Annotated in this window: 20 protein-coding genes and 3 pseudogenes; 18 read left to right on the top strand and 5 right to left on the bottom strand. The window is 63.3% G+C overall.

Going from position 1 to position 23,171, the window contains the following annotated elements; genetic code table 11:
* Positions 1–73: 73 nt before the first annotated feature.
* From CU110_RS18070 to CU110_RS12370, 11 genes and pseudogenes are all read left to right on the top strand, one after another.
* Positions 74–511, top strand: a pseudogene (locus CU110_RS18070) (peptide chain release factor-like protein); the annotation flags it as partial.
* A gap of 1 nt (position 512) precedes the next feature.
* Positions 513–1,361 (top strand): peptide chain release factor N(5)-glutamine methyltransferase, encoded by an 849-nt coding sequence (gene prmC, locus CU110_RS12410; RefSeq protein ID WP_084209243.1) that lies wholly within the window; start codon positions 513–515, stop codon positions 1,359–1,361.
* Between the two features lie 129 nt (positions 1,362–1,490).
* Positions 1,491–1,991 (top strand): Lrp/AsnC ligand binding domain-containing protein, encoded by a 501-nt coding sequence (locus CU110_RS12405; protein WP_077371505.1) that lies wholly within the window; start codon positions 1,491–1,493, stop codon positions 1,989–1,991.
* Between the two features lie 36 nt (positions 1,992–2,027).
* Positions 2,028–2,780: a molybdopterin-synthase adenylyltransferase MoeB gene (gene moeB, locus CU110_RS12400; protein ID WP_084209242.1), complete on the top strand. Its 753-nt coding sequence runs from the start codon at positions 2,028–2,030 to the stop codon at positions 2,778–2,780.
* Positions 2,777–4,114 carry an FAD-binding oxidoreductase gene (locus CU110_RS12395; RefSeq protein WP_127736178.1) on the top strand — a complete coding sequence of 446 codons (1,338 nt, stop codon included), beginning with the start codon at positions 2,777–2,779 and terminating at the stop codon, positions 4,112–4,114. Before moeB ends, CU110_RS12395 begins: the two co-directional genes overlap by 4 nt.
* A 202-nt stretch (positions 4,115–4,316) precedes the next feature.
* Positions 4,317–5,345, top strand: coding sequence for an ABC transporter ATP-binding protein (locus CU110_RS12390; RefSeq protein ID WP_240665382.1), 1,029 nt, complete (start codon positions 4,317–4,319; stop codon positions 5,343–5,345).
* A 2-nt stretch (positions 5,346–5,347) separates the two neighbouring features.
* The gene (locus CU110_RS12385; protein ID WP_084209239.1) at positions 5,348–6,271 is read left to right on the top strand and encodes an ABC transporter permease; all 924 of its coding nucleotides are present in this window, start codon (positions 5,348–5,350) and stop codon (positions 6,269–6,271) included.
* Positions 6,268–7,068, top strand: coding sequence for an ABC transporter permease (locus CU110_RS12380; protein WP_084209238.1), 801 nt, complete (start codon positions 6,268–6,270; stop codon positions 7,066–7,068). The genes CU110_RS12385 and CU110_RS12380 overlap by 4 nt, the downstream gene beginning before the upstream one ends.
* Positions 7,065–8,015: pseudogene (locus CU110_RS17240) on the top strand (spermidine/putrescine ABC transporter substrate-binding protein); the annotation flags it as partial. The gene CU110_RS12380 and the pseudogene CU110_RS17240, both read left to right, overlap by 4 nt.
* Before the next feature lie 39 nt (positions 8,016–8,054).
* Entirely contained in the window at positions 8,055–9,398 is a 1,344-nt protein-coding gene (locus CU110_RS12375) for a glutamine synthetase family protein (RefSeq protein WP_240665574.1), read from the top strand.
* 52 nt (positions 9,399–9,450) lie between these two features.
* On the top strand, positions 9,451–10,743 hold the full coding sequence (locus CU110_RS12370) for an FAD-binding oxidoreductase (RefSeq protein ID WP_084209236.1): 1,293 nt from the start codon (positions 9,451–9,453) through the stop codon (positions 10,741–10,743).
* Here CU110_RS12370 and CU110_RS12365 read toward each other — a convergent pair whose 3' ends face one another.
* Positions 10,744–12,120: a glutamine synthetase family protein gene (locus tag CU110_RS12365; protein ID WP_084209235.1), complete on the bottom strand. Its 1,377-nt coding sequence runs from the start codon at positions 12,118–12,120 to the stop codon at positions 10,744–10,746.
* 112 nt (positions 12,121–12,232) lie between these two features.
* Here CU110_RS12365 and CU110_RS12360 point away from each other — a divergent pair, with 112 nt between their 5' ends.
* Positions 12,233–12,991 carry a gamma-glutamyl-gamma-aminobutyrate hydrolase family protein gene (locus CU110_RS12360; RefSeq protein ID WP_127736173.1) on the top strand — a complete coding sequence of 253 codons (759 nt, stop codon included), beginning with the start codon at positions 12,233–12,235 and terminating at the stop codon, positions 12,989–12,991.
* 16 nt (positions 12,992–13,007) lie between these two features.
* The gene (locus CU110_RS12355) at positions 13,008–14,504 is read left to right on the top strand and encodes an aldehyde dehydrogenase (protein WP_084209233.1); all 1,497 of its coding nucleotides are present in this window, start codon (positions 13,008–13,010) and stop codon (positions 14,502–14,504) included.
* A gap of 47 nt (positions 14,505–14,551) precedes the next feature.
* Here the strand turns inward: CU110_RS12355 and CU110_RS12350 are convergent, their stop codons facing one another.
* The 4 genes from CU110_RS12350 to gatC form a co-directional block, all read right to left on the bottom strand.
* Positions 14,552–15,103 carry a cupin domain-containing protein gene (locus tag CU110_RS12350; RefSeq protein ID WP_084209232.1) on the bottom strand — a complete coding sequence of 184 codons (552 nt, stop codon included), beginning with the start codon at positions 15,101–15,103 and terminating at the stop codon, positions 14,552–14,554.
* A 27-nt stretch (positions 15,104–15,130) separates the two neighbouring features.
* On the bottom strand, positions 15,131–16,585 hold the full coding sequence (gene gatB, locus CU110_RS12345) for an Asp-tRNA(Asn)/Glu-tRNA(Gln) amidotransferase subunit GatB (RefSeq protein ID WP_077371544.1): 1,455 nt from the start codon (positions 16,583–16,585) through the stop codon (positions 15,131–15,133).
* Positions 16,585–18,063: an Asp-tRNA(Asn)/Glu-tRNA(Gln) amidotransferase subunit GatA gene (gene gatA, locus CU110_RS12340; protein ID WP_077371547.1), complete on the bottom strand. Its 1,479-nt coding sequence runs from the start codon at positions 18,061–18,063 to the stop codon at positions 16,585–16,587. Before gatA ends, gatB begins: the two co-directional genes overlap by 1 nt.
* Positions 18,064–18,160: 97 nt before the next feature.
* Positions 18,161–18,448, bottom strand: coding sequence for an Asp-tRNA(Asn)/Glu-tRNA(Gln) amidotransferase subunit GatC (gene gatC, locus CU110_RS12335; RefSeq protein WP_077371550.1), 288 nt, complete (start codon positions 18,446–18,448; stop codon positions 18,161–18,163).
* A gap of 242 nt (positions 18,449–18,690) precedes the next feature.
* Between gatC and CU110_RS12330 the strand changes: the two genes are divergently transcribed.
* From CU110_RS12330 to rng, 5 genes and pseudogenes are all read left to right on the top strand, one after another.
* Positions 18,691–19,728 carry a rod shape-determining protein gene (locus CU110_RS12330; protein ID WP_043332576.1) on the top strand — a complete coding sequence of 346 codons (1,038 nt, stop codon included), beginning with the start codon at positions 18,691–18,693 and terminating at the stop codon, positions 19,726–19,728.
* Between the two features lie 64 nt (positions 19,729–19,792).
* A complete protein-coding gene (mreC, locus tag CU110_RS12325) occupies positions 19,793–20,758 on the top strand; it encodes a rod shape-determining protein MreC (RefSeq protein WP_255304420.1) in 966 nt (321 codons plus the stop codon).
* Positions 20,758–21,240, top strand: coding sequence for a rod shape-determining protein MreD (mreD, locus tag CU110_RS12320; protein WP_077371553.1), 483 nt, complete (start codon positions 20,758–20,760; stop codon positions 21,238–21,240). Before mreC ends, mreD begins: the two co-directional genes overlap by 1 nt.
* Positions 21,241–21,243: 3 nt before the next feature.
* Positions 21,244–21,608: pseudogene (locus CU110_RS12315) on the top strand (Maf family protein); the annotation flags it as partial.
* 82 nt (positions 21,609–21,690) lie between these two features.
* Complete coding sequence (rng, locus tag CU110_RS12310) at positions 21,691–23,154, top strand: ribonuclease G (protein WP_077371558.1); 1,464 nt, start codon at positions 21,691–21,693, stop codon at positions 23,152–23,154.
* Positions 23,155–23,171 lie beyond the last annotated feature (17 nt).

The following is a 23,171-nucleotide window of genomic DNA, read 5'->3' as shown; positions in this document are numbered from 1 at the left end:
GCGAGCTCGCTCGAGGTGGCACCGTGGCGCGTCCGATCCGGCCGCAACTCCCCGTGGTGGCCGACGATGACGAATCGACATCAATCCGGCCGACCTGCGAGTGGATACCTACCGCAGTTCCGGGGCCGGGGGGCAGCACGTCAACACCACCGATTCGGCGATTCGCATCACCCACCTGCCCACCGGTGTGGTCGTGGAGTGCCAGGACGAGCGCAGTCAGCACAAGAACCGTGCGCGCGCCATGTCGTTGCTGGCAGCGCGACTCAAGCAGGCCGCGGTGGACAGCCAGGCACAGGCGACTTCCGATGCCCGTCGCAAGCTGGTGGGCTCCGGTGATCGCTCCGAGCGCATCCGCACCTACAACTTCCCCCAGGGGCGTCTGACCGATCACCGTATCAATCTGACGCTCTACAAGCTCAATGAAGTGATCGCCGGTCAGCTGGACGAGGTGATCGAGCCGCTGGTCGTCGAATATCAGGCAGACCAGCTGACGGCACTGCAGGAGCAATGAGGTGAGAATCGATGTCACGTTGGCAGCCGCGGCTGCCCGTCTGAGTGAGTCGGGCAGCGAATCTCCGCGTCTGGATGCTGAGCTGCTGCTGGGAGAGGTGATGGGGCGCGATCGCACCTGGTTCTATACCTGGGGGGATCGCGATCTCGAGACGGAAGCGGGCGCCGAGGGCGTGGCACGCTTCGAGGCGCTGCTGGCACGCCGAGCCGAAGGACACCCCGTCGCCCACCTGCTTGGCCGCCGTGAGTTCTATGGCCTGATGCTGCGCTGCTCTCCTGCCACCTTGATTCCGCGCCCGGATACCGAAGTGATGGTGGAGTGCGCGCTGGAGCTGGCCGAGGCGCCCGAAGGCACGCTGCTGGATCTCGGCACCGGCACCGGCGCCATCGCGCTGGCCTTCGCTCGTCATCGTCCGCAGTGGCAGGTGCTGGGGGTGGACCTCATCGAGGAGGCCGTGCAGCTTGCGCGTGACAATGCCGAGCATCTCGCGATTCCCAACGTCGAATTCCGGCGCAGTGACTGGTTCTCCGCCGTTCCCGAGACCGGCTTTGCGCTGGTGACCGCCAATCCGCCTTACCTGGCCGATGATGACCCGCACCTGGCACTGGGTGACGTGCGTTTCGAGCCGCGCTCGGCACTGGTGGCGCGCCAGCAGGGGCTGGCAGACTTCCTGCATCTGATCGAGGCCGCGCCCCGCCATCTGGCCGCGGGCGGTCATCTGATGCTCGAGCATGGCCTGGCCCAGGGCAAGGAAGTGCGCGAGGCGCTGCGCGCCGGTGGTTTTCTGGAAGTGGAAACGCTGGAAGACCTCGGTGGGCGAGAGCGCATCACGCTGGGGCGCATTGGCTGACGCCTCCCCGGCGATGCATGACTGGAAAGGTCGCCTGATTACCCCCGCGTTCTCGGGTTGCCTGACTGCACGAAAGACAGGAGTAAGGATGATCCTGCTGCAAGTCACCCTGCTGGGAAAACTATTATAATGAAAGCGAAATCACGTTCTCTGGACCGCATTGACCTCAAGATCCTGCGCTGCCTGCAAGAAAATGCGCGCATTTCCTATGTCGACCTCGCCTCCGAGGTGGGACTCTCCACCACTCCCTGTCTGGAGCGAGTCAAACGCCTCGAGCGTGCCGGCATCATCCGTGGCTACAAGGCCGTGCTGGACCCCAAGGCGCTCAAGGCCAATCTGCTGGTCTTCGTCGAGATCAGCCTCGAGACCCAGTCACCCTCCGTCTTCGATGAATTCCGCCGTGCCGTCTCCAAGCTGCCGCAGATCCAGGAGTGTCATCTGGTCTCGGGGCAGTTCGATTACATCCTCAAGTGCCGGATTCCGGAAATGTCCGCCTATCGGCAGTTGCTCGGGGATGTGGTGCTGACGCTGCCCGGGGTCAAGGAATCCAAGAGCTATGTGGTGATGGAAGAGGTCAAGGAGCAGTTCTCGCTGCATGTGCCGGACATCGAGGATCTCGACGCCAAGTGACGCTCACTTCATTCACAGACAGACGGCTCACCTTCCATGCAAGATTCGCAACTGCTGCGCTATTCGCGTCAGATATTGCTCCCTCAGGTCGATATCGCGGGTCAGCAACGATTGCTGGCCGCGCGGGTGCTGGTGATCGGGGCTGGCGGTCTGGGGTGCCCGGCGGCGCTCTATCTGGCGGCAGCCGGTATCGGCACGCTGGTGCTGGCCGATGATGACCATGTCGAGCTCTCCAATCTGCAACGTCAGATCGCCCACGGAGAGGCGGACATCGACCAGCCCAAGGCGCGCTCGCTCGCCAGCTCGGTGTCGGCGATCAATCCCGACACCGAGGTGATCGCCCTGTCCGAACGCCTTCAGGGCGAGGCGCTGGCCGAGCAGGTCGCCGCCGCGGACGTGGTGCTTGATTGTACTGACCGTTTCAGTTCGCGCTTCCCGATCAACGCCGCCTGCGTGGCGGCAGGCACGCCGCTGGTGTCAGGTGCCGCGATTCGTTTCTCCGGCCAGCTGGCGGTGTTTGATCGCCGTGAGGCAGATGCGCCGTGTTACGGCTGCCTGTATTCGCCGGAAGAGCAGGGCGATGAAGAGCTGACCTGTGCCGAGAGCGGGGTCATCGCGCCGTTGGTCGGCATCATCGGGGCCTTCCAGGCGCTGGAAGCGCTCAAGCTGATCAGTGGTGCCGGGCATGTGCATCGAGGGCTCGCCACCTTCGATGGCCTGACCGGTGAGTGGCGACGCATGGGGCTCAAGCGTGACCCCGCCTGTCCGGTATGTCGTCGCTCGACATGACATCGCAGCGTGGGCGTGATGACATCCGCTCCTACTACCGGGCCAGTCAGCGTGTGACGCTTGCACCCTGTCCACCGTTGGCCGGGGAACGGCGCGCTGATGTCTGCGTGATCGGCGGCGGTATCACCGGCTGCTCAGCGGCTCTGCATCTCGCTGAGCGTGGCTATTCGGTCATCCTGCTGGAGGCGCGCGGCATCGGCTTCGGGGCTTCGGGACGCAGTGGCGGCCAGATCCTGCCGGGACTTGGCACCGACATCGCCACGGTCGAGAAGGCTCTCGGCCGTGAGCAGGCGCATGCCATCTGGGAGATGAGTCGCGAGTCGGTTCGTCTCACCACCGCACTGATCGAGAAGCACCGGATCCCCTGTGATTATACCCGCGGCTATCTGCATGCTGCCGTCAAGCCGCGACATGTGCGCGAATTGCAGGAATTTCAGGCGCGCATGGCACGCGATCATGACTACCATGCATTGCAGTGGTTGCAGGGGGATGCCCTGCGAGCGCGAGTCGTTACCGATGCCTATCCCGGGGCGCTGCATGATGGAGAGGGTGGCCATCTGCATCCGCTGAATTACACCCTCGGGCTTGCGCGTGCTGCTCAGCGGGCAGGGGTCACGATCTGTGAACAGAGTCCTGTGCTCAAGCTCGAGCATGGCCGAAGTGGCAGTGGCATCGTCGCCAATGGCTCCGGTGGGCAGGCAGAGCGTGCGCGTGTGCATACCGCGCAGGGCAGCGTGAGTGCCGAGTTTGTGGTGGTGGCGACCAACGCCTATCTCGATGGCCTGGTCCCGCGGCTGGATGAGCGCATCATGCGCGTCGCCAATTATATCGTGGCCACCGAACCGCTCAGCGAAGCACAGGTCGCGCAGGTGTTGCCGGGCAATGATGCCCTTTCCGATGCCAACTTCGTGCTCGACTACTACCGTCTCTCTGCTGACAGGCGCCTGCTCTACGGGGGGGAGGTGAGCTATACCGGACGAGAGCCGCGCCACCTCAAGACGCGCATGGACGGCAAGATTCGCCGTCTGTTTCCGGCGCTTGACGGGGTGGGGATCGATTACCGCTGGGGGGGTGACGTGGCCATCACCATGAATCGGGCACCGGACTTCGGGCGTCTTGCCCCGAATGTCTATTACGCCCAGGGGTACTCGGGACATGGCATGTCGCTTGCAGGGCTGGCGGGCAAATTGATCGCCGAGACGATTGCCGGCCAGGCGGAACGTTTTGACGTCTTTGCCGCCATGCCCCACCGCGCCTTCCCGGGTGGACACTGGTTGCGAACTCCTCTGCTGGTCCTGGCGACCAGCTTCTACACGCTGCGTGATCGGCTCTAGGCCGAAGCCATGATGAAGGTGCTGCACATTTGACATCGTTGATCATCCCGACAGCCCATGAGCGGGAAACGACTGGTGAGTAATCGCAAGGGAGGCGCGATGAGCGCAGTGGACAGCAACGAGGGTATGGCGCCTGAGCGAGACACGACGTGCCGCGTCATCCATTCAGCTCAAGGGACTGCACAAGCGCTTCGGCAACGAGGTGGCGGCGCTTGATGGTGTGGATCTCGCCATTCAGCCCGGCGAGTTCTTCACGCTATTGGGGCCTTCCGGGTGTGGCAAGACGACGCTTCTGCGCATTCTGGCGGGGCTGGAAGCATTGGATGAGGGGCAGGTGGTGATCGGCGGGCGCGATGTCACCGACGTACCGCCGCATCAGCGCAGCGTCAATACGGTCTTCCAGTCCTATGCGTTGTTCCCGCATCTCAGCGTGCGTGACAACCTCGCCTTCGGTCTGCGCATGCAGGGCATGCCGAGTGGCGAGCGCGAGGCAAAGGTCGCCGAGATGGCCGAGTTCATCAAGCTGGGGAGTCTGGTCGATCGCCGGGTCGACCAGCTTTCAGGTGGTCAGCGCCAACGTATCGCGCTGGCGCGGGCGCTGGTCTGCGAGCCGGATGTGCTGCTGCTGGATGAACCGCTGTCGGCGCTGGATGCCGGGCTGCGCAGTCAGATCCAGATCGAGCTGCTGCGTCTGCAGAAGCGCCTTGGCATGACATTCGTGTTCGTCACCCATGATCAGCAGGAAGCGATGGTGATGTCGGACCGCATCGCGGTGCTCGACAGCGGCAGCATCCAGCAGGTGGGGACGCCGCGCGAGATCTATGAATGCCCGGTCAATGCCTTCGTGGCGCGTTTCATGGGGCATGCCAATCTGTTCGAGATCACGGCTCGCGATGACAGCTGCGATGACGCCGTCCGGCTGACCACGCCGCTGGGCATGCTGACGGCGCAGGCACCGGGCAGCGGCGGGTTGCTGCTGCTGCGCCCCGAGACGCTGGATCTGCGCCGGCGTCCCGCCAGCGAATTCGAACGCTACGACGTGCTGGAAAATCATCTGCCGGGCCGAGTACAGGAGCGACTGTACCGCGGTAGCCATGCCGAATATCGCGTGGAGGTGGCGGGTGTCACCTTGCAGGTGGTGGTCAACAATCGGGGCGGCCAGTTGCCTGACGTGGGAGACCACGTCGATGTGGTGGTGGCCGCGCAAGACCTGATCACGCTGGAGGCATGACGATGGCCTATCACGGGAGCTTGCCCACGGCACGCAGTCGCGCGGTGGTGGCCGAGTCACGCCACCTGCTGTTGACGGTCGCCCCCGGCGCGCTGTGGATCATCATCTTCCTGGTGCTGCCCAGTCTCTATCTGATGAGCGTGGCCTTCATGAGCAATGGCCCCTATGGCTTGCCGGAGATGCCCTTGTCGCTGACCTCGTTTACGCAGCTGGCGGGTCAGGGCTTTCTCGGCTGGAGCCCGGGCAACCTCATGACGCTGGGGCGTTCGCTGTGGCAGACCGTGCTTTCCACCGTGCTGGTGGTGCTGGTGGCGTATCCGATCGCCTATCACATCTCGCAGGCAGACCAGCGCTGGCGGCCGATCATGCTGCTGGCGGTAGTCGTGCCGTCCTGGACCAATCAGGTCATCCGCACCTTTGGCTGGATGAACCTGCTGGCGCCGGGCACGCCGATGGCGGAGCTGGCCGAGGCCATGGGCATGATCGCGCCCAACATGGGGCTCTATCCGTCCAATTTCGCGGTCACGCTGGGGCTGGTCTACAACTTCCTGCCCTTCATGGTGCTGCCGCTGTATGCCGCTTTCGAGAAGCTCAATCTCTCGCTGGTGGAAGCGGCGCAGGATCTCTACGCCTCGCCGCTCAAGGCCTTCTGGCATGCGGTATTCCCCCAGACGTTGCCGGGTCTGCTGGCGGGGGTGGTGCTGGTGGCGATCCCGGCGTTCGGCATGTACGTGATTCCGGAACTGCTCGGCGGTGGCAAGGGCATGATGCTGGGCAATCTGGTCGCCAATCAGTTCTCCGGCAGTGCCAACTGGCCACTGGGGGCGGCGGGGGCGATCCTGATGTTGATCGCGACCTTCATCGGACTCTATGCCATGCGTCGCATCGGCAGGCGCCTGGGTGGCGGTGAAGAGGTGGTGATATGACGCGCGGCGGACTTCACAAGGGATTGCGGGGCTTCTGGTGGCTGACGCTCGGTTTTCTGTATCTGCCGCTGATCGTGGTGATGCTGTTCTCCTTCAATGCCTCCAACAGTGCCGCCAGCTTCACCGGCGTGTCACTGCGCTGGTATCGGCGCCTGCTGGGCAATGACGCGATTCTGTCGGCGCTGGGCAATTCGCTGTGGCTGGCGGTGGTCTCGTCACTGCTGGCGCTGATGATCGGCACGCTGATCGGCTATGGAATGTATCGCCATCGTCACCGCAAGCTGGGGTGGCTGATCGTGTTGATCTATCTGCCCATCGTGTTGCCGGACATCGTGTTCGGGATCTCAGAAATGACCTTCTTCGTCAAGATCAATGAGTTGACCGGGCTGCTGTCACCGGGGCTGGGCACCATGATCATCGCGCATGTCACCTTCCAGATTCCCTTCGTGGCGCTGATCGTCTATTCACGCTTCGTCGGTCTGGATCCGACATTGTTCGAGGCAGCCAAGGACCTCTATGCCACGCCGCGCCAGCGCGTGCAGTTCTTCATGTTGCCGACCCTGAAGCCGGCGTTGATCTCGGGCTTCCTGCTGTCCTTCACGCTGTCGCTGGATGACTTCGTGATCAGCTTCTTTACCGCCGGACCGGAGAGCGCCACCTTGCCGATCTACATCTGGAGCGCGATACGCAAGGGCGTGACACCGGAGATCAATGCCATCGCCACCCTGATGATGGCGGTGGTCGCCCTGGCGGCGATCGTGAGTCTTGCGCTGTCACGCCGGCGCAGCGCTTCATGACACCACCTCTCTCATCGACTGAACGGAGCATCACAATGACAACTCACACGCTGCGTCTCGCGGTCGCCATCGGCAGTCTGCTGCTGGCAGGCGCCGCCCAGGCTGAAGACAGGAAGCTGTATCTCTTCAACTGGACCCAGTACATGGACCCGGAGATTATCACCGCCTTTGAAGAGGCCTTCGATGTCGAGGTGGTCGAGAATTATTACAACTCCCTGCCGGAAATGCTGGCCAAGCTGAATGCCGGCGGGGTGTCCCAATACGATATCATCGTGCCGTCCAATTACTACGTGCCGCGCCTGATCAACACCGGCCTGGTCCAGAAGATCGACAAGACGAAAGTGCCCAACCTGGCCAATGTCGATGCGCAGTTCAAGGACCCGAGCTTTGACCCGGGAGCCAACTACACCGTCCCGTATCAGTGGGGAGTCACCGGGCTGGTCTACAACGCCAGCACGTTCAAGGATGCCCCCAAGAGCTGGTCACTGCTGTTTGATCCCGCCGTCAATGCCTCATATCCGTTCAGCCTGATGGGCGATGGCCAGGTCAGCATGGGGGCGGCCTGTGCCTATCTCGGTCATGGCTATGACTGTACCGGCATGGATGCCTGGCGTGAGGCGGCCAGATTGCTGATCGAGACCAAGCATCGCGACAACTTCAGCGGCTTCTCCGATGGCACGCCGGCCCTGCAACAGCTGGCACGCAAGGTCACGCATGGTGCGCTGTCCTACAACGGCGACTATCTGTTCTATCTGGACGAGAATCCGGAGTCCTTCGCCGATATCAAGTACATGATTCCGGATGAAGGTGCCGAGAAGTGGGTCGATTCGATGATGATTCCCGCCAAGGCGCCGCATCCTGAGCTGGCACACGCCTTCATCAACTTCCTTCTGGACGCCAAGGTCGGCGCGCAGTTGTCCAACTACAACTACTACGCCAGCCCCAACGTGGGTCACGAGCAGCCGGGCCATGAAGATGATGACGCGATCCTGCAGGAATGGTTCGCCGCTCACGGTATCACCGAGGTGGAATGTCTGGTCACGGATCTGACCGGCATTCTCAAGGGCAAGATCATGCCTGCGCGCAAGTACCTCAATGGCGGGCGGCCACGCCTGCCGGATTCGCTGTTCATCCAGACCGTCACGGGAGGCTATCCGGATGATGAAGACAGCCGCTTCTGGAATCCGGCCGAACAGGACATGCAGCTGATTCCGGACGTGAACGCGCTCTATCTGGTGCCGTGGGCGGAAGATCCCACCGCACAGGTCATCCACGATTGCTATTACCTGAATGGTGAGCCGGTCGAGCTGTCGCCACGCTATGTGCTCAAACGGATACTGGCATTGTATGCCGAACAGGGCTGGCAGCCGGTGGTGGCGCCGGAGGCCGAGTTCTATCTGGTCAAGACCAATACCGACTCCGATTATCCGCTGGAACCGCCCATCGGCCGCAGCGGTCGGCAGGAGAGCAGCCGTCAGTCCTTCTCCATCGATGCGGTCAATGAATTCGATCCGCTGTTCGAGGAGATGTATGACTACTGCGAGGCGATGGGGCTGGATCTCGACACCCTGATCCATGAAGAGGGAGCGGGGCAGATGGAGGTCAATTTCGAGCATGGGGATGCTCTTTCTCTCGCCGACCAGGTGGTGATGTTCAAGCGCACCCTGCGGGAGACGGCGCTGCGACATGGCATGTACGGGACCTTCATGGCCAAGCCGATGGCCTATCAGCCGGGCAGTTCGATGCATATTCACCAGAGCCTGGTGGATGTCGAGTCAGGCAATAACCTGTTTGCCGATGCGTCGGGTCAGCCGAGCACGCTGTTCCGTCACTTCATCGGGGGCCTGCAGACCTATCTGCCCGCCGCGATGCCGTTCTTCGCCCCCAACGTCAATTCCTATCGGCGTCTGATGCGCAATGACACCAGTGGCTCCGCACCCATCAATGTCGAGTGGGGCCTGGACAACCGCACCGTGGGCCTGCGGGTGCCGGTATCGGACGCGGCGGGTACGCGGGTCGAGAATCGCCTGGCGGGCGCCGATGCCAATCCCTATCTGGTGATGGCGGCTTCGCTGGCGTGTGGCTATCTGGGAATGATGGAGCGGATCGAGCCGCGCCCTCCGGTGGTCGGCTCGGCCTGGGAGGGCGGCAATACCCTGCCGGACGATATCGGCCCGGCACTCGATGCTCTGCATGCCTGTACGCCGTTGGCCAACATCCTCGGTGAGCGCTTCGTGAAGAGTTATCTGGCCGTCAAGCGTGCCGAGCATGGGGAATACTTCCAGGTCATCAGCTCCTGGGAGCGTGAGCACCTGCTGCTGCGTGTCTAGACCCCCGATGTCTTGTTCGCAGGTTGATCTGGTCTACCACAAGGATGCTGTCATGAGTGCCACTACCCCCCTGGAGCCTGCCGCCTCCTGGTATGCCGCTTCCGCCAATGCCGCCCCCGAGCGCCGGCCGTTGTCCGGTGAGGTCAGCTGCGATGTCTGCGTGGTCGGCGCTGGCTTCACGGGAATCTCGGCGGCACTGCACCTGGCCGAGCAGGGACTCAAGGTGATGGTGCTGGAGGCTGCTTGCGTGGGGTATGGGGCCTCGGGTCGCAATGGCGGGCAGATCGTCAACAGTTACAGTCGCGACATGGACGTGATCGAGGCGCGCTTCGGCGCACGGACGGCGCAGGCATTGGGCGACATGGCCTTTGAGGGCAATCGCATCATTCGGGATCGCATCGCTGACTATGCCATCGACTGCGATCTGCGCGACGGCAACCTCTTTGCCGCCTGCAACGCTCGTCAGCTCAAGGGACTCAAGGAGCACAAGGCCCTCTGGGAGCGCTATGGCAATACCAGTCTCGAATTGCTGGAAGGGGATGCCTACCAGCGTGAAGTGAGCGCCGAAGGGTATACGGGCGCCTTGGTCGACCACTCCGGCGGCCATCTCCACCCGCTCAATCTGGTGCTGGGCGAGGCCGCGGCCTTCGAGTCCCTCGGCGGGGTGATCTTCGAACATAGCCCGTTGGTGAGTCTCGAGCATGGCAGTCCGGTCGTGCTCAGGACGGCCGCTGGCGCCATCCGGGCCGAGCGTGTGGTGATGGCGGGCAATGCCTATCTTCACGGCGTGCTGCCGGAGCTCGAGGGCAAGTCGATGCCCTGCGGCACGCAGATCATCGCCACCGAGCCGTTGGCGGATGACGTGGCGCGCGGGCTGCTGCCCAATGGCATGGCGGTGGAGGACTGCAACTATCTGCTGGATTACTACCGCCTGACTCGCGACAACCGTCTTCTCTTCGGGGGCGGTGTCAACTACGGCGGTGAAGACCCCGCCGATATCGAGGCCCTGATTCGGCCCAAGCTGCTCAAGGTCTTCCCGCAGCTGGCCAGTGTCAGGATCGACTATGCCTGGAGCGGAACCTTCCTGATGACGCTCAATCGACTGCCGCAGTTCGGCGTGCTCAATGACAATGTCTATTACGCCCAGGGGTATTCCGGGCATGGCGTGACCTGCAGTCACCTCGCCGGACGACTGATCAGCGAGGTGATGAGGGGGCGTGAGGGTCGCTTCGATGCCTTCGCGAACCTGCCGCATCTGCCGTTCCCCGGGGGGCGACTGTTGCGAGTGCCGCTGTCTGCCGTGGGAGCCTGGTACTACCAGACACGCGACAGGCTCGGCCTCTGATCAGATGCTGCGCAGGTACCAGTCGTATTCCAGACGGCTGATGATCTGCATCGCGGCCTCGCGCTCCGCCCGGCGACCGGCAATGAAGACATTCAGGAAGCGCTCGCTGAAAGCGGCCGTGAGGGGAGCGCTTTCCTCCAGCAGCGTCAGGGCCTCGGGCCAGCTGTTGGTCAGGCTGGGCTCGAACTGATCATAGGCATTGCCGGTCACCGGCGCACCCGGGGAGATCCGATGGGTGATGCCATGGATGATGGAGGCCAGCAGCGTCGCCAGCAGCAGGTAGGGATTGACGTCAGCCCCGGCGACCCGATGCTCCAGCCGACGCGCCTCATTGGGGCCGGAGGGAATGCGGATGGCGACCGAGCGGTTGTCGAATCCCCAGGTGGGCGCCATCGGTACGTACAGGCCCTGCTGGAAACGGCGGTAGGAATTCAGGTTGGGGGCAAACAGCGCCATGGAGGCGGGCATGAGTTCCAGCAGGCCGCCGATGGCGTGACGCAGGGTCTCGGTGCCCAGAGGATTCTCGCCGGGGTCTGCGAAGACATTGTGTCCATCGCGGTCCACCAGGCTCAGGTGCGCATGCATGCCATTGCCGGCTTCATCACCGTACGGCTTGGCCATGAAGGTCGCGTCGAAGCCATGACGCAGGGCGACACCCTTGATCAGGCGTTTGAGCAGGACGGCGCTGTCACAGGCCTTCATGACGTCGTCGAGATGAATCAGGTTGATCTCGAACTGACCCGGGGCGCACTCCTTGAGCGCGGTATCCAGCGGCAGCTGTTGGATGCGTGCGGCATCCTGGATCTCTTCCAGAAAGTCGGCATATTCATCCAGCTCTCCGATGGAGTAGAGCTGGCTTTCCGTGGCGCGCTCACCCGTGAGCGGAGAGCAGGGCGGCTGCACCATGCCCAGGTCATCGCGCTCACGATCCACGAGATAGAACTCCAGTTCCAGCGCGACGACGGCGGTCAGCCCCATCCCGGCCAGAATATCGACCTGTTTCTGCAGCTGATTGCGGGGGTCCGCGAAGAAGGGGCCGTCCCTGTCATCGCGCATGTTCATCAACAGCTGGCCTTGCTTGCCGCCGCGCAGCCAGGGGGCTGGCATCAAGGTGCCGGGGATCGGGCGGCAGACCTGATCCCCATCCCCGGTCTCCAGGCCCAGACCGGTCTCTTCGATGGTGTTGCCGGCGATATCGATCGCGAAGACGGAGCCTGGCAGGTTGATGCCCTGCTCGTAGGCCTTTTCCAGATTCTCGCGCGGGATACGCTTGCCGCGCTGGATGCCGCTGATATCACTGATCAGCAGGTCGATGCTCTCGATTTCCGGATGGCGGTCCAGAAACTCTCTGGCCTCATCGACGTGAAGGCTGTTCATGGTTTGCTTGAGATTGCCTTCGTGCCTGATTGGCAAGGATGTCAGTTCAATCGATGTTGAATAAAACATACCAAATGACCGGGGTGCATGAGCGGCCCCTGAAGGAGAATCCATGACGTCTCGCCCTCTGGTGGGTGTGATCGCCTGCCGTCGCACGATTGAAGGCCATCCGGCGCACATGGTGACTGACAAGTACGTCAGTGCCCTGCGCGAATTCGGACTGGAGCCACTGGTGATCCCGGTATGGGAAGACGTCATGGCTGACTCGGCCAGAGCGCTGCTGGCGCGACTGGATGGGTTGCTGCTGACGGGCAGCTATTCCAACGTGCACCCGGCGCGGTATGGCGAGGCCATCGCGCCGGAGAATACCTACGAAGACACGGCACGAGATGCGTCAGCCATGGCCTGGGTACCGCTGGCGCTCGAGTTGCAACTGCCGTTGCTGGGTATCTGTCGCGGCTTTCAGGAGCTGAACGTCGCCTTCGGTGGCAGCTTGCATCAGGCGGTGCAGAACGTGCCCGGCTTGAGGGATCATCGTGAGCCCGAGGGCGATCTCGACGTGCAGTTCGCCCCCTCCCATGGCATCAGCATCCTGCCGGGCGGGCGGCTGGCCGAGTTGTACGCCGCGCCTGAGGCGCGGGTCAATTCCGTGCATCAGCAGGGAATCGCGCGGCTGGGCGAGGGGCTGCGTGTCGAAGCGGTCGCTCCGGATGGTCTGGTGGAGGCGATCTCGATCATCGCAGCGGGAGCCTTCACGCTGGCGGTGCAATGGCACCCCGAATGGAAGCCACGTCAGCACCCGCTGTATCAGGCGATTCTGGAAGGATTTGCCGCGGCCTGTCGGGACAGGTCCAGGCCCCCTCTTACCTGACTTCGGAATCCTGATCATGAGCCGTCCCCGGACATTGACCGATTGGCAGGCGCTCGCCGCCCGTCTGACGCCGCAACTGCAAGGCAATGCCTTCATCAACGATGACTTCGTGCCGGCGGTCAGCGGCGAGACCTTCGAGTGCCTCAATCCGGCCACTGGGAAACGATTGGCGAAGGTGGCCAGCTGTGACGGCGCCGATGCCGAGATCGCCGTCCGGCATGCGCGCGCCGCCTTCAAGAGGGGTGTCTGGTCGCGCATGGCGCCTGTCGAGCGCAAGGGCGTGCTGCTCAGGCTGGCGGACCTGATGGAGAGACACCAGGATGAGCTGGCGCTGCTGGATACCCTCGACATGGGCAAGCCGATCACCAGCGCGCTGGATGATGTGGCGGGAGCGATCGGTTCGATCCGCCATCAGGCCGAGTCCATCGACAAGCTGTACGGCGAGGTCGCGCCGACCGGCGAGCAGGTGCTGGGGCTGGTGCTGCGCGAGCCGCTGGGGGTGGTGGCCTCCATCGTGCCGTGGAACTTCCCGCTGATGATGACGGCCTGGAAGGTCGCGCCGGCGCTGGCCGCGGGCAACAGTGTCATCCTCAAGCCGTCGGAGAAGTCACCACTGTCAGCGCTGCGTCTGGCGGCACTCGCACGTGAGGCAGGTATCCCGAGTGGCGTCTTCCAGGTGTTGCCGGGCTTCGGGCATACCGTCGGGCGTGCGCTGGCCCTGTCGATGGACGTCGAGTGTCTGGCCTTCACCGGTTCCACCGCCGTCGGCAAGCAGCTGATGCAGTATGCCGGACAGTCGAACCTGAAGCGTGTCTTCCTGGAGTGCGGGGGCAAGAGCCCCAACATCGTGTTCGCCGATTGCGCGGATCTGGATCGCGTGGCGGAGAGTGCCGCTGCCGCCATCTTCTACAACCAGGGCGAGGTCTGCATCGCCGGTTCCCGCCTGCTGGTGGAAAACTCGATCCGCGACGTCTTCGTCGCCAAGGTGGTGGCGGCTGCCGAGCGCATGCAGCCGGGCGACCCGCTGGACCCGACAAGCTTCATGGGGGCGATGGTCGACAGCACCCAGCATGAGCGCGTGATGGGCTACATCCGCAAGGGGATCGAGGAGGGGGCGGTGCTGCGTGCCGGCGGCGAAGACGTTGCCGGGCCGGGGCTGTTCATCCGTCCGGTGGTCTTCGATGGCGTCACGCCCGAGATGGTGATCGGCCGTGAGGAAATCTTCGGGCCGGTGCTGTCGGTCTTCGGTTTCGAGACCGAAGAGGAGGCGCTGGCGCTGGCCAATGACAGTGATTTCGGACTGGCGGCGGGGCTCTGGAGCCAGGACATCGGCCGCATCATGCGCATGACCCATCGTCTCGAATCCGGCCAGGTCTTCGTCAACAACTGGGCGGGGGGCGATCAGAGCATGCCCTTTGGCGGCGTGAAACAGTCCGGCAACGGGCGCGACAAGTCCCATCACTCGCTGGCGGAATACACCCAGCTCAAGAGTGTCTGGATCGCGCTGGACTGAGCTAGGCTGAACTGGGCTGGGCTGGGCTGAACTGTTTGCCGCAAGGTCTAGAACATGCGCGCCGGCGTCGCACAGCTGACCAGACGGCACTCGACTTCGCCGATGTTGCGAAAGCGATGCGGCACATTGGTATCGAAGTAGTAGGCTTCACCGGCTTTCAATACCCGGGTGTCGCTGCCGATGGTGATCTCGATCTCGCCTTCGATGACCACACCGGCTTCCTCTCCCTGATGGGTGATCATCTCGCGGCCGGTGTCACTGACGGGCGGATAGGTCTCGATCATGAACGACAGATTGCGATCCTGACGCTTGGCCCCGACCAGCTTGAAGACCACCTCCCCGCTGCCCACGTTCGTCAGTTCCTCTTCGCCATAGAACACCTTGGCGGTGTTCTCGAGTTCCATGGTGAAGAAATCACCGATGCTCATGGGAATGGCGGCGAGAATCTTGGACAGTGAGCTGACCGAGGGGCTGACCTTGCCCTGTTCGATCAGTGACAGGCTGGAATGGGTCACCCCACAGCGCTTGGCCAGCTCGCGTTGCGAGATGCCCCGCAGCGTACGCAGCGCCCGCAGGCGCGCACCGACATCATCTGCCATCAGAACTTCCTTCGCGAAGCGACGAGATCAGCTGAGGCTGTCCAGCTTTTCCTTGAGCACCTTGTTGACCTGTTGCGGGTTGGCGGTGCCGCGTGAGGCCTTCATCACCTGACCGACGAAGAAGCCGATCATCTTGCCACGCTTGTCCGGTTCGGCTTCCTGATACTGGGTCACCTGAGCCGGATTGTCGGCGATCACCTGGTCGACCACTGCCTCGATGGCACCGGTGTCCGTGACCTGCTTGAGGCCACGTGACTCGATGATCTCGTCGGCGCTCTCGCCTTCGCCATCCCACAGCGCGGCGAACACCTGCTTGGCGGCCTTGCCGTTGATGGTCTCATCGACGATACGCTTGATCAGGCCCCCCAGCTGGGCTGCCGAGACCGGGCTCACGGTGATGTCGAGATTTTCCTTGTTGAGACGCCCGGCCAGTTCGCCCTGCACCCAGTTGGCGGCTTGCTTGGCGTCGCCGCAGACATCCTTCACTTCCTCGAAGAAGTCGGCCATCTCACGGCTGGCGGACAGCACGCTGGCATCATAGGCGGACAGCCCCAGTTCGCCCTCGAAGCGTGCGCGCTTCTCGGCCGGCAGCTCGGGCAGAGTCTGGCGCAGGTGTTCGATGTAGGCGTCGTCGACTTCCACCGGCAGCAGGTCCGGGCACGGGAAGTAGCGGTAGTCGTTGGCTTCTTCCTTGGTGCGCATGCTGCGCGTCTCGTCGGCATCCGGATCATACAGGCGGGTTTCCTGCACGACCTTGCCGCCGTCCTCGATCAGCTCGATCTGACGCTCCACCTCGAAGTGGATGGCGCGCTCGATGAAGCGGAAGGAGTTGACGTTCTTGATCTCCGCGCGGGTGCCGAAGGCTTCCTGCCCCTTGGGGCGCACCGAGACGTTGACGTCGCAACGCAGGGAACCTTCGGCCATGTTGCCGTCGGAGATGCCCAGGTACGTCACGATGGCGTGGATCGCCTTGACGTAGGCCACCGCTTCCTTGGCGGAGCGCATGTCCGGCTCGGAGACGATTTCCAGCAGCGGTGTGCCGGCACGGTTCAGGTCGATGCCGGTCATGCCCTGGAAGTCTTCGTGCAGCGACTTGCCGGCGTCTTCCTCGAGATGGGCATGGTGGATGCGGATCGACTTGCGCGTGCCATCCTCGAGCAGGATCTCGAGTTCACCCGGCCCGACGATGGGCTGATCCATCTGGCTGGTCTGGTAGCCCTTGGGCAGATCCGGGTAGAAGTAGTTCTTGCGCTCGAACACCGAACGGCCGGCCACGGCGGCATTGACGGCGAGGCCGAAGCGCACGGCCATGGCCACGGCCTGCTCGTTGAGCACCGGCAGGGTGCCCGGCAGGCCGAGGTCGACGGCGCTGGCCTGGGTGTTGGGCTCGGCACCGTAGGTGGTGGACGAGCCGGAGAAGATCTTTGACTGGGTGGCGAGCTGAGCGTGAACCTCAAGCCCGATTACGACTTCCCATTGCATCAGGCTTGCTCCTGTCCGAATTCCGGGCGCTGGCGGTGCCAGTCGGTGATTTGCTGGAACTGGTGCGCGACGCCCAGCAGGGTCTGCTCACCGAAGTGCGGGCCGAGAATCTGCAGACCCACCGGGCGCTTGCCAGCCAGGCCGGCCGGCACGCTGATGCCCGGAATGCCCGCCAGGTTGATGGCGATGGTGTAGAGATCCTGCAGGTACATGGACAGCGGGTCCTTGTGCGCGCCGAGATCGAACGCCGGGGTCGGTGCCGCCGGCCCCATCAGCACATCGACCTGGTCGAAGGCATCGAGGAAGTCCTGACGGATCAGGCGACGCACCTTCTGGGCCTTGATGTAGTAGGCATCGAAGAAGCCTTCGGACAGGGTGTGCGTGCCGATCAGGATGCGGCGCTTCACCTCGTCGCCGAAGCCTTCCTCGCGGGTGCGCTTGTAGAGGTCTTCCAGGTCCTGCGGGTCCGCGCAGCGGTGGCCGAAACGCACGCCGTCGTAACGCGACAGGTTGGAGGAGGCCTCGGCCGGTGCGATCACGTAGTAGGTCGGGATGGCCAGGTGGGTATGCGGCAGGGAGATTTCCTGCACGCTGGCACCGGCATCCTCGAAGACCTTGATCGCGGCACGCACGGAGGCTTCGACCTCCGCTGACAGGCCGTCGCCGAAGTATTCCTTCGGCAGGCCGATCTTCAGGCCCTTGAGGTCATAGTCCAGGCCTTCGACGTAGTCCGGCACACCACGTACCACGCTGGTGGAGTCACGCGGGTCGGCGCCGGCGATCACGTTCATCAGGCGCGCGCAGTCCTCGGCGGAGCGTGCCATCGGGCCACCCTGATCGAGACTGGAGGCGTAGGCGATCATGCCGTAGCGGGAGACGCGGCCGTAGGTCGGCTTGAGGCCGGTGATGCCACAGAAGGCAGCCGGCTGGCGGATGGAGCCACCGGTATCGGTGCCCAGTGCCGCCGGGGCGAGGCCTGCGGCGACGGCAGCGGCGCTGCCGCCGGAGCTGCCACCCGGGACGGCGGACAGGTCCCACGGGTTCTTGACCGGACCGTAGTAACTGTTCTCGTTCGAGGAGCCCATCGCGAACTCATCGAGGTTGGTCTTGCCCAGCATCACCACGCCTTCGGCCTTGAGCTTCTCGATCACGGTGGCGTCGTAGGGGGAGATGAAGTTGTCGAGCATCTTCGAGCCGCAGCTGGTGCGCACACCCTCGGTGCAGAAGATGTCCTTGATGGCCATCGGCACGCCGGTCAGCGGCGCGGCATTGCCGGCGGCACGCCTGGCGTCCGCGGCATCGGCCTCGCGCAGCGCCTCTTCACGGCACAGGGTGATGTAGCTGTTGAGCTCGCCGTCGAGGCGTTCGATACGGGCCAGGAAGGCTTCCGTCAGCTCGCGACTGGTGTACTCGCCGGCCTCGAGGCCTTGCGCCAGCTCACTGAGCGTCTTGTCATGTAGTGCAATGGACGATGACATGTTCGATTCCATCTGTGCACACGATGCAAAGGGCATCGCACGCGGAAATTCCGGGGTGGCGGTCTCTCACCTCACGTGAGGGATCGGCCAGGCGTGATCACTCGACGACGCGCGGTACCAGATACAGCCCCTGTTCTGTGGCCGGAGCCACCTGCTGAAAACGCTCGCGCTGATTTGACTCGGTGACTTCGTCGGCACGCAGGCGTTGCGTGGCTTCCAGCGGGTGCGCCAGGGGAGCGACGCCGTCGGTGTCGACCTGTTGCAGCTGGTCGACCATGGCGAGAATCCGATCAAGATCCGCGACATAGGCTTCGGCATCCTGCGAGGCAAGACCCAGGCGTGCGAGGTGAGCGGCACGCAGCACATCTGAATGTTCAAGGGCCATGGAAGTTTCCCTGTCTTGGCTTCGTGAGGCTTGAGGTAACGGCGAGTGCAGTCTGCTCGGTGACCTGGCGTTGGCCAGCGGTGAGGCAACTGCTCGCCCGTTGCGCTGTCACAGTGTGATTCGGCGTGAAATGTACCACATCTGCGGCGCGCTGGCAGGCGTGTCAGCTTGCCGCCATGGGGTGGCAATGGTACCGTTCGCGTCTGCACAGGGTTCCGGTCTGGACTAGGTGATCAACTTCCATGTTTAAACGTTTACGTGGGCTGTTCTCGAGCGATCTGTCGATCGATCTGGGTACCGCCAACACGCTCATTTATGTGCGCGGTCGCGGTATCGTGCTCGACGAGCCCTCCGTCGTTGCCATTCGCCAATCCGGGAATGCCCGCAGCGTCGCGGCTGTCGGTGCCGATGCCAAGCGCATGCTGGGGCGTACCCCCGGCAATATCACGGCCATCCGCCCGATGAAGGACGGCGTCATCGCCGACTTCACCGTCACCGAACAGATGCTCCAGCATTTCATCCGCAAGGTGCATCAGAGCACCTTCCTGACGCCCAGCCCTCGCGTTCTGGTGTGCGTGCCGTGCATGTCGACCCAGGTCGAACGCCGCGCCATCAAGGAATCGGCCGAAGGGGCCGGTGCGCGTGAGGTCTACCTGATCGAGGAGCCCATGGCGGCCGCGATCGGTGCTGGTCTTCCCGTCGAGGAAGCCATGGGCTCCATGGTGGTCGACATCGGTGGTGGTACCACCGAGATCGCCATCATCTCGCTCAACGGCGTGGTCTACTCCGAGTCGGTACGCATCGGCGGCGACCGCTTCGACGAAGCCATCACCTCCTACGTGCGTCGCCATTACGGCAGCCTGATCGGCGAAGCGACGGCCGAGCGCATCAAGGAAGAGATCGGCTGTGCCTACCCGGGCGGCGAGCTGCGCGAGATCGACGTGCGCGGTCGCAATCTGGCCGAAGGCATTCCACGCTCCTTCACGCTCAACTCCCACGAGATTCTCGATGCGCTGCAGGAGCCGCTGGCGGCCATCGTCTCGGTGGTCAAGAGCGCGCTCGAGCAGTCTCCACCGGAGCTGGCATCCGACATCGCCGAGCGCGGTCTGGTGCTGACCGGCGGTGGTGCGCTGCTGCGTGACATCGACAAGTTGATCGCGGAAGAGACGGGCCTGCCGGTGATCATCGCCGAAGACCCGCTGACCTGCGTGGCGCGTGGCGGTGGTAAGGCGCTGGAAATGATCGATCAGCACACCTTCGAGCTGCTGTCGAGCGATTGACCTCGTCCGGGGCCGGGCATGCTGTGTGCTGTACGGCTGGTCCCGGCCTGTCGGAGGAAGTGCTATCAAACCCCTGTTCACGCGTGGCCCCGTGCCCGGCTATCGCATGCTGTTGTGTGCGGTGCTGTCCTTCGCGCTGATGTTTGCCGAAGATCGCTTCAGCTGGATGGTCGACGTGCGTGCCAGCATGGCGACACTGGTTTCCCCTGTGCAATGGGTGGTCAGTCTGCCTACAGAGGGCCTCAGCTGGGGCGCACTGGTGTTTGCCGACCAGCAGAAGCTCGCCGATGAAAACCGGGCACTGCGTGAGCAGCTGCTCAATCTGTCCAGCCGTGTGCAACGCATGGCGAGCCTGTCTGCCGAGAATTCCCGTCTGCGCGAATTGCTCAATGCCGGTCAGCGCAGCGATATCCCCTACATCACGTCCCAGTTGCTGACGCTTGATGCTGATCCGTTCTCCCATCGCATGGTGGTGGATCGCGGTGAGCAGGACGGCGTGCGCATCGGCCTGCCGGTACTGGATGCCTACGGGCTGGTCGGTCAGGTCATCTCCACGTCGGCCTACAACAGTCGTGTGCTGATGATCAGTGATGCCAGTCATGCCGTGCCGGTGGAGGTCAATCGCAATGGCCTGCGCTTCATTGCCCAGGGCAGCGGCAAGATCGATCAGGTGGATGTGCTGCACGTGCCGGACACCGCGGATATCCGTGTCGGGGACCTGCTGGTGACCTCAGGGCTCGCGCTGCGTTTTCCGCGTGGCCTGCCGGTGGCACGTGTCACCGAGGTCTATCATGACCCCGGCAAGCCCTTCGCTCGCGTCAGTGCCGAACCCATTGCCCAGCTTGAGCGTTCGCGCAACTTCCTGATCCAGATGCCACCCGCCGTCGACGTGGAGAGCCTCTACGTGGATGACAGTCTTGACGAGCTGCCCAAGGACAACCTCGCCGCGCCCGCTTCGGACGCGGGTGACGAGGACGCGGCGGATGCCGAGGCGCAGCAGAGCGCCAATGCGCCAGGGGAGAACAACTGATGGCCTTTCGTCCCCAGACCACCTTGCTGTGCTGGTTCTCGTTGCTGCTGGCCCTGTGTCTTCAGGTCATGCCCTTGCCGGATGTGTGGTTGATATGGCGTCCACAGTGGCTCGGTCTGATGCTGGTCTACTGGTGCATCGTCTCGCCGCAGAGTGTCGGTGTCTTCCATGGCTTCCTGTTCGGCCTGGCGCTGGATGTCCTGCAGGGGGCACCGCTGGGGCACAATGCGCTGGTGCTCTCGCTGACCGCCTTCATGGGCGTGTTGCTCTACCAGCGCATCCGCGCCTACTCACTGCTGCAGCAGGCCTTGCTGGTGATCGTGGTGCTGGGCATCGCGCAGCTGGTGGACCAGTGGTTGCGCAGCATCTTCGGTGCCGGGCCAGTGAGTCTGTCCTTCCTGCTGTCGGCGGTGATTGGGGGTGCGCTGTGGCCCTGGCTCTACACCCTGCTGCAGATGCTGCGTCGTCGACTGACGGCGTGAGTCCTGGCGTCCGGCTCGCCGCGTCGGCGTGAGCTGCTGGCCAGTATCGGTGTCAAGTGTGAGGTGGCCCCGGTCGACATCGATGAAACACCTCGTCCCGATGAGTCGCCGGAGCACTACGTCATGCGCATGGCGCGTGAGAAGGCACAGGCCGGATTCTGTGCTGCGAGAGCGAGCTGGTCGAGAGCCGCGTGACATTTCGCGCCATCCATCGTGAGGAGGCCGCGCGGTACTGGGCCACGGGAGAACCCGCGGACAAGGCCGGCGGCTACGCGATCCAAGGGCTGGGCGCCATCTTCGTCAGCCATCTTGAAGGCAGTTACAGCGCGGTGGTCGGGCTGCCATTGCACGAGACGTCCCGCTTGCTGACATCGTTAGTCGATAGACCACAGCCGGGGGCTGCCTTGCTATGTCATAATCGCAAGCAACGACTTTACAAGGACTTGCGCTATGAGTGGCGAGGTATTGATCAACCTGACACCGATGGAGACCCGCGTTGCGGTCGTCGAGAACGGTGTTCTGCAGGAAGCGTTCATCGAACGCAGCGGTCGGCGCGGTATCGTCGGCAATATCTATCGCGGCAAGGTGGTGCGCGTGTTGCCCGGCATGCAGGCGGCATTCGTGGACATCGGTCTCGAACGTGCCGCTTTCATCCATGCGCAGGAGGTGATGCCCGCGCATACCCCGCATGATGAGCAGCTGTCGATCCGCGAGCTGCTCAGCGAAGGTCAGCCGCTGGTGGTGCAGGTCACCAAGGACCCCATCGGCACCAAGGGCGCGCGTCTGACCACGCATCTGTCGGTACCATCCCGCTATCTGGTCTACATGCCCGACTCTCCCCACACCGGGGTGTCGCAGCGTATCGAGAGCGATGTCGAGCGTGAGCGGCTCAAGGAGATGACCGAGCGCTGCCTGACCGAGCTTGACCCGGACGCTCCGGGGGGCTTCATCCTGCGCACGGCCGCCGAGGGCATCAGCGAGGCGGAGCTCAAGCAGGACATGCATTTCCTGCTGCGGCTGTGGCGCAAGGTCAGCGAGCGGCGTCTGACTGCCGCCGTGCCCAGCGTGATCTATGACGATCTGCCACTGTTCATGCGTACCCTGCGTGACGTGATGCGAGACGAGATCGAGCGTGTGCGCATCGATTCCCGCGAGAACTATCTGCGCTTGAAGGAGTTCTCCAGCGAATTCATGCCGGACATGGAAGGGCGCATCGAATATTACCCCGGCGAGCGGCCGATCTTCGATCTGTTCAGCGTCGAGGATGAGCTTCACAAGGCGATGGGGCGCAAGGTCCAGCTCAAGAGCGGCGGCTATCTGGTGATCGACCAGACCGAGGCGATGACCACCATCGACGTTAATACCGGTGGCTTCGTCGGGCATCGCAATCTTGAAGAGACCATCTTCAAGACCAATCTCGAGGCGGCCACGGCGATAGCCCGCCAGCTGCGTCTGCGCAACCTGGGTGGCATCATCATCATCGACTTCATCGACATGGAAGAGGCCGAGCATCAGCGTCAGGTGCTCAGAGTGCTCGAGAAGTCGCTGGAGCGGGACCACGCCAAGAACAAGATGACCGGCGTGACCGAACTGGGGCTGGTGCAGCTGACCCGCAAGCGTACCCGCGAGAGTCTGGAGCAGGTGCTGTGCGAAGCCTGTCCGACCTGCCAGGGGCGCGGCACCCTCAAGACGCCGGAGACGGTCTGCTACGAGATCTTCCGTGAGATCATGCGCGAAGAGCGTGCCTACAGTCCGGATACCTACATGGTGCTGGCCTCCCAGAACGTGGTGGACCGTCTGCTGGATGAAGAGTCGGCCTCGGTGGCGGACCTCGAGAGTTTCATCGGCAAGACCATCCGTTTCCAGGTCGAGGCGCATTATACTCAGGAGCAATATGACATCGTTCTCATGTAAGGTGCCCGTCCATCCGC

The organism is Cobetia sp. ICG0124, assembly GCF_004006355.1.
GTDB lineage: Bacteria > Pseudomonadota > Gammaproteobacteria > Pseudomonadales > Halomonadaceae > Cobetia > Cobetia marina.
Note: the sequence above shows the minus strand (reverse complement) of the source record. Positions and strands in the feature narration are given on the sequence as shown.

What these genes read in the sequence shown, in the direction of transcription:
- CU110_RS12365 (WP_084209235.1), bottom strand. Translation starts at nt 12,120, where the DNA reads ATGAACAGCCTTCACGTCGATGAGGCCAGAGAGTTTCTGGACCGCCAT.
- CU110_RS12330 (WP_043332576.1), top strand. Translation starts at nt 18,691, where the DNA reads ATGTTTAAACGTTTACGTGGGCTGTTCTCGAGCGATCTGTCGATCGAT.
- gatB (WP_077371544.1), bottom strand. Translation starts at nt 16,585, where the DNA reads ATGCAATGGGAAGTCGTAATCGGGCTTGAGGTTCACGCTCAGCTCGCC.
- CU110_RS12360 (WP_127736173.1), top strand. Translation starts at nt 12,233, where the DNA reads ATGACGTCTCGCCCTCTGGTGGGTGTGATCGCCTGCCGTCGCACGATT.
- CU110_RS12355 (WP_084209233.1), top strand. Translation starts at nt 13,008, where the DNA reads ATGAGCCGTCCCCGGACATTGACCGATTGGCAGGCGCTCGCCGCCCGT.
- gatA (WP_077371547.1), bottom strand. Translation starts at nt 18,063, where the DNA reads ATGTCATCGTCCATTGCACTACATGACAAGACGCTCAGTGAGCTGGCG.
- CU110_RS12370 (WP_084209236.1), top strand. Translation starts at nt 9,451, where the DNA reads ATGAGTGCCACTACCCCCCTGGAGCCTGCCGCCTCCTGGTATGCCGCT.
- mreD (WP_077371553.1), top strand. Translation starts at nt 20,758, where the DNA reads ATGGCCTTTCGTCCCCAGACCACCTTGCTGTGCTGGTTCTCGTTGCTG.
- moeB (WP_084209242.1), top strand. Translation starts at nt 2,028, where the DNA reads ATGCAAGATTCGCAACTGCTGCGCTATTCGCGTCAGATATTGCTCCCT.
- CU110_RS12405 (WP_077371505.1), top strand. Translation starts at nt 1,491, where the DNA reads ATGAAAGCGAAATCACGTTCTCTGGACCGCATTGACCTCAAGATCCTG.
- CU110_RS12395 (WP_127736178.1), top strand. Translation starts at nt 2,777, where the DNA reads ATGACATCGCAGCGTGGGCGTGATGACATCCGCTCCTACTACCGGGCC.
- rng (WP_077371558.1), top strand. Translation starts at nt 21,691, where the DNA reads ATGAGTGGCGAGGTATTGATCAACCTGACACCGATGGAGACCCGCGTT.
- CU110_RS12350 (WP_084209232.1), bottom strand. Translation starts at nt 15,103, where the DNA reads ATGGCAGATGATGTCGGTGCGCGCCTGCGGGCGCTGCGTACGCTGCGG.
- CU110_RS12385 (WP_084209239.1), top strand. Translation starts at nt 5,348, where the DNA reads ATGGCCTATCACGGGAGCTTGCCCACGGCACGCAGTCGCGCGGTGGTG.
- gatC (WP_077371550.1), bottom strand. Translation starts at nt 18,448, where the DNA reads ATGGCCCTTGAACATTCAGATGTGCTGCGTGCCGCTCACCTCGCACGC.
- CU110_RS12380 (WP_084209238.1), top strand. Translation starts at nt 6,268, where the DNA reads ATGACGCGCGGCGGACTTCACAAGGGATTGCGGGGCTTCTGGTGGCTG.